General features: G+C 33.2%; 6 protein-coding genes. 5 read left to right on the forward strand and 1 reads right to left on the reverse strand.

Annotated elements, in window-relative coordinates; translation table 11 throughout:
- On the forward strand, nucleotides 1-489 hold a 489-nt coding region (locus B0A57_RS11635), incomplete at its 5' end, for a transposase (RefSeq protein WP_207758886.1).
- A gap of 107 nt (nucleotides 490-596) precedes the next feature.
- Here B0A57_RS11635 and B0A57_RS11640 read toward each other — a convergent pair.
- On the reverse strand, nucleotides 597-1,097 hold the full coding sequence (locus B0A57_RS11640; protein WP_038466489.1) for a hypothetical protein: 501 nt from the start codon (nucleotides 1,095-1,097) through the stop codon (nucleotides 597-599).
- An 839-nt stretch (nucleotides 1,098-1,936) separates the two neighbouring features.
- Here B0A57_RS11640 and B0A57_RS11645 point away from each other — a divergent pair.
- The 4 genes from B0A57_RS11645 to B0A57_RS11660 all read left to right on the forward strand — a co-directional run bounded on the left by B0A57_RS11645 (nucleotide 1,937) and on the right by B0A57_RS11660 (nucleotide 5,324).
- Nucleotides 1,937-3,154, forward strand: a complete 1,218-nt coding sequence (locus tag B0A57_RS11645) for a site-specific integrase (protein WP_038466492.1) — start codon at nucleotides 1,937-1,939, stop codon at nucleotides 3,152-3,154.
- A gap of 270 nt (nucleotides 3,155-3,424) precedes the next feature.
- Nucleotides 3,425-4,312: a hypothetical protein gene (locus B0A57_RS11650; protein WP_038466495.1), complete on the forward strand. Its 888-nt coding sequence runs from the start codon at nucleotides 3,425-3,427 to the stop codon at nucleotides 4,310-4,312.
- Nucleotides 4,313-4,456: 144 nt separating this feature from the next.
- Nucleotides 4,457-4,738: a helix-turn-helix domain-containing protein gene (locus B0A57_RS11655; RefSeq protein WP_034098978.1), complete on the forward strand. Its 282-nt coding sequence runs from the start codon at nucleotides 4,457-4,459 to the stop codon at nucleotides 4,736-4,738.
- Between the two features lie 97 nt (nucleotides 4,739-4,835).
- Nucleotides 4,836-5,324 carry a BT4734/BF3469 family protein gene (locus tag B0A57_RS11660; protein ID WP_038466498.1) on the forward strand — a complete coding sequence of 163 codons (489 nt, stop codon included), beginning with the start codon at nucleotides 4,836-4,838 and terminating at the stop codon, nucleotides 5,322-5,324.
- Nucleotides 5,325-5,327: the final 3 nt, after the last annotated feature.

Here is a 5,327-nt window from a genome sequence, read left to right on the forward strand (position 1 = left end):
ACCGACAGCAAAGGATACATCAAGCGAACGTATCGAAGCAGTGAGAGCTTTTGTAAAAACTGTCCATTAAGAGAACAATGCTGCGGAAAAACAACCAAATACAAAAAGATAGACGACAGCATTCATAAAGAACACTACGACAGAATGCACAAAAAGCTCACACAAAACCCAGAGTATGCCAAGAAAATGGTACGAGTAAGAAGCAAAACCGTAGAACCGGTAATAGGAACATTGGTAAACTTTACCAATATGAAAAGAGTAAACACACGAGGAATAAGAAATGCCAACAAACACGTACTAATGGCATCATTAACCTACAACCTCAAGAAATACTTACGCTTTGTTGTGAAAAAACCAAGTATTTTGACTCAAGTGCTATCCCAAAAAGTAGGGAAGAACCAAGCTTTTTTAAAAACGATCCTTTTTAACTTGAAACGTATGTTTTTAAGGCATCAAAATTTTACAACTTTGAACTTAACCCAAAAATAAACCTCGCTTAAAACGGATTAAACGAGGCTGTTTTTTATGGTTTTTGTAAATGTTTTTCAAAAATTTAGGGTTGTGCAACAGCTACGGCTGTTATGTGACGTAGCGTTTTATTCCAGCTTCCAATTTTGTAATGCCAACGTTATAATTGCGTGTGGCCAGTGTTCAAAATTTTGCAAAGTTGGTCTAATAGGAATTATCGATGTCGATTTCCATTGTTTACTAATAGGAGTAAACATGAATGCATCATAGCGAAGTATTTTCGAGAATGGATTTTTAACCCATAATTGCGTGCTAATTTCTTTTCTGTTTTCAGAGTTTTGGGTGAACTCAATGACGATTGTTTTTTCCGGATTGATATTTTTCTCAACAACTTTCATTTTGCTTATTGAGTCAGCTTGAATTTCACACTCTACAAAAATCTTTTCGCCACAGTATATTTGAAGAATTTTATCTTTTACAAAATAAGGGCTTTCTGGAACATCCATCGCGTATTGCTCTGTTTCAGTTGCAGCAATTTCTAATGGATAAGAACTCCTTTTTGGTTTGTCTTTCTGAGAATACAAAGACAAGCTAAATATTGAAAATGCGATGATGATTAATGTTTTCATGTTCTATTTTTATACGGTTCTCAAGCTATGTCACATAACGTTTCGTTGCTAAAAGCAGTTTGGGACTAAATTAGCCAAAACTTTCGGATTGACCAAATTTTCCTGACACAAAACGAATTTTAAATTCAAGACTAAAACCCAAATTGCTTGTAGCAGCTGTTGTCGTGCGGTGCTACGAATCGGCACTGAATTTTTGTTTTTTAGAGCTATTTTTTGCGTTCGGTTCGACAGAAAGTGATTTAATTTCAGCAGTTTCAGATAAATTTCAGCAGTTTTTTCTCCACACTTTTTTGCGTTCAGTTCGGCACTTTTTTAAATTTCCATTTTCGGAAGTTCGGCAGTTTCAGATAAATTTCGGCAGTTTTTTCTCCACACTTTTTTGCGTTTAGTTCGGAAGCTATTTTCAAGTGTTAAAATCTCAAAAGTGAGAAGATAAATATTCACGATTGTAGTAAGCAGAGTCGATTCGGTACTGAACGACAACGTGTCGCAGCTTCAAGAAGTGGCGATGAACCAAGACCAAGCCTTCACAAATATAAACAAAACTTTTAATTAAAAACCTTTCCAATTTCTGATAAATCCCGTGCCTCGCCATTTCTTGAAACCGCTGTTATCGGAATTATATAATTGCAAGTTCTTATTTGCACTTAAAGTGTTGTATTTATTGACTTTATAAAAATAGACTATGCAATTTTAAGCAACAAAATACTTGTTTTGTTATACCTAATGTTGTACCTTCGTATCACGATGCACCCGATTGAAAACCTAGTATTTACAATACTTTCACTCTTTTGCATCGCTTTACAAATATAGTACAACATTTCTAAATTCCTAATATTATGGCATCAGTTAAATTAATTTTAAGAACACACCAGGCAGACCAAACAGGACACAGCCCATTGTACATTCGAATTATAAAAGATAGAAAAACGAAATTTATCACTGCTGGAGTAAAGCTCAAAGAGAACGAGTGGGATGAAGTAAAGCAGAAAGTAAAGAAGAACCATCCAAACAGCGCAAGGATGAATGCCTCATTATCTCAAAAGATTGCAGATGCTGAAGGTCAGGTTGCGGATATGGAACGTAAAGTAAAATCCATTTCAATCAGTAAGTTAAAAGATGCTATCAAGGGAAAAGTTGTGCCAAACTTTTTTGAGTATGCTTATGCTCGATGTGAAAAAATAAAAGGAAGCGTTTCTTTTGGAACTTATAAAAATTACACACTTTACACCAAGAAATTTGAAAAATATGTCGGCAGTAAGGATGTTTATTTTGATGATATTACGGTTACTGTTCTAAAAGACTATATGGCTCATATGGGAAATATTCTAAAAAACGGAGCAACCACGCAACGCTATTCTATTATGATTTTGGCGATAATGTTCAAGGAAGCCATCAAAGAAGACATCATTCCGGAATATATGTACCCATTCAACAAACTGACATTGAGAAAAGATACTGAAAAAAGAGTATTCTTAAGCAAAGACCAAATCGAGATATTAACCAATTTAGAACTAAAGGAAGGACGAAAAGCAGACTTATGGCGGGATTTATTCCTTTTCTCAATTTACGCAGGAGGTTTAAGATTTAGCGATGTTATCGAGCTGCAATACACCAATTACAATAGTGAAGAGCAAAGAATAAAAAAAGTAATTCGCAAAACAGGAAGATTACACCAGTTTAAAATCGGAAAGGTTGCGATTGATATTTTAAATAAATACATCAAGGAAGACGCTCAGCTCGATGATTATATATTTCCGATTATAACGGATAAAGCAACTTACAAAAAGAGCGAGGAAATGCGTTATTTCATATCACAAAGAGAAAATCATTCCGCAAATTTCCAACTCAACAGAATGGGTAAAATAATGAAACTACCGTTTCCACTTTCGTTCCATTTATCAAGACACAGTTTTGCTACAAATGCATTAAATAACGGAATGAGAATTGAACACGTTTCTAAACTTATGGACCACACAGACATCAGTACAACGCAAATTTATGCCAAAATAATCAGCGAAGAACTGGATAAAGCGGTCGACAACTATATTTTTTAATTAATCTGTCAAGTGCTTATTTTATTGACCTCAAACGATTGTTAATAACTTCATCTAAAATCCTTTAACAAGGATTTTATTTATTTTATAAATTTACAACAGAGAAAACAAGTAATTTTTAAAGCATTCGAAACGAGTGATAAAAGAACTCTAGTTGAAAACACTAGGACTTCCAAAAAGCAACAAATAAAAAACCGCTTTTAATTACCTTTCAATACAAAATGAATACCAAAAAAAACATACTACAATTTGAATTCAAAGGATCAAAATATGCAAACCGCAGAGTTTGTAGAATTATTGGCAGTGCCACAGGCACTAGCCAAAAATCCTTTATTTGATATAATCGTTGAAGATAAAATCAATATTCAGAGCTATTGCAATGCTTTAATTGCAAAAATTTTAGAACTAAAACAATCTCAATTCCCTGCATTTATCGATTATCAATTCAACCAGGTGAAGAACCCGGAAATATGGATATGTAAACTCGAAAAATTATTAGCCAATAACGAAGCCTTTTTCAGCTCCAAAACAGCAATGAGTAGATACAATAAACTGTACATTTTAATCGAAAAAAAACGCACAGAGTTGCAATATTCTAGAGTACTTGACAATAAACCAAAAGCTTCTAAAAGACAAATTAACGCGGATACAGACGAGAGGTATTTTTCTTTTTTTGAAGCAAAAAGCTATATAAATTCATTAGACAATTTTAACGACAAGATTATTTATTTGATGGATGAAATCTTTGAATATAACCAAGCGGATATCGTTTCTCTAAATAATAAGCTGCAACCATACGACAAACAATGCAATCAATTAATTGAGCAATTACAAATAATGCGTAAAGTTAAAAACGATTTTGAAAAAGAAAATCAAGAAAAACAAGCTAATGAAAACAGTTCAAATATTCCATTTCAAAAAATCAAATTAAATGGTCCAACTAACATAATTACTAATGCTTTTAAACAAATGATGGTTGATGTAAAACCAAATGGCAAACCTTATATTCAAGGAAAAATCAAAGATATTAGTCAAATTATATGCCTAATATTTGATGATGAAAAAGGCGAACCGCTTTCACAAGCCACTGTTCAAACCTATCTTTCACCAAATCGCACCGACAAAGACCCCAATAATGACATCAAAGTTAGATTTTAGTCCGATTTTGTAAAAACACACTATTTGTAATACATATAATAATCAGCATCTTACAAACTATTTAGTCTTATCGGACTAAAAAGTACTTATCGGACTTTTTTTTATTTCTTCCATTTGCACCATAACAATTTAAAACTTTTAAAAATGGATGCAATTATCTTCACAAAAGACCAGTTCACAGATCTAATGACAAAATTAGACACTATTCAATCTCAAATCTCTATTAAGGCAGACCCAAAAAAGGAAACCTTTTTAGACAATCAAGAATTTCTATTATTGATGAAAATTTCAAAACGCACAGCTCAAACCTGGAGAGACGAAGGTAAAATTTCATTCAGCCAAGTTGGAAACAAAATTTACTACAAACTTTCTGATGTTGAAAAACTCCTTACGGAGCATTACAACAAATCTTTTAAAGGAAGATAGTATGATCAGCTGCAACGGAACTTGTGAAGTTTGCGATTGCAAACTTCACACAAACGAGAACCAACAACCGCCAACTATTAACCATTAAATTAAAACTATGGTAACCATTTTCAAGAATTTCAACGAGGTTGTAGAACACAAATCAATTGCAACAATTTTAGAAGAAATCAAAGCAGGAAAGTACAAACCAGGTATAGTTTACTTGCGTAAATCTCTTGCCGAAAACAAAACAGAAGCTTACAACAAAGCCAAAAAATCACTTCCAGCTTTCACTCCTTCGGGAAAGTTTGTTGGAGGTCGAAAATTGGAATTTCTAGCGGATTATTCAAGTTGCATCATTCTGGATATTGACAAATTAAGTGCTGCTGATTTGCAAAATGCAAAGCATTTGGCCAATCAAAGTGAATTCACATTTGCAAGTTTCATCAGTCCATCAGGAAACGGATTAAAAATTCTAGTAAAAATAAATTCAGATAAAGCCAATCACAAAGAAGCTTTTCTATTGGTACAAGCACATTATGAAAACATTTTAAAAATAGAAATAGACAAATCTGGCAAAGATGTAACTAGAACCCGTTGGGTGTAATTA

The sequence above is a fragment of the Flavobacterium psychrophilum DSM 3660 = ATCC 49418 genome (genome assembly GCF_002217405.1).
In the GTDB taxonomy this organism is placed as follows: Bacteria; Bacteroidota; Bacteroidia; order Flavobacteriales; family Flavobacteriaceae; genus Flavobacterium; species Flavobacterium psychrophilum.

Coding starts and splice junctions, on each gene's coding strand:
- B0A57_RS11655 (WP_034098978.1), top strand. CDS start 4,457: ATGGATGCAATTATCTTCACAAAAGACCAGTTCACAGATCTAATGACA.
- B0A57_RS11660 (WP_038466498.1), top strand. CDS start 4,836: ATGGTAACCATTTTCAAGAATTTCAACGAGGTTGTAGAACACAAATCA.
- B0A57_RS11645 (WP_038466492.1), top strand. CDS start 1,937: ATGGCATCAGTTAAATTAATTTTAAGAACACACCAGGCAGACCAAACA.
- B0A57_RS11650 (WP_038466495.1), top strand. CDS start 3,425: ATGCAAACCGCAGAGTTTGTAGAATTATTGGCAGTGCCACAGGCACTA.
- B0A57_RS11640 (WP_038466489.1), bottom strand. CDS start 1,097: ATGAAAACATTAATCATCATCGCATTTTCAATATTTAGCTTGTCTTTG.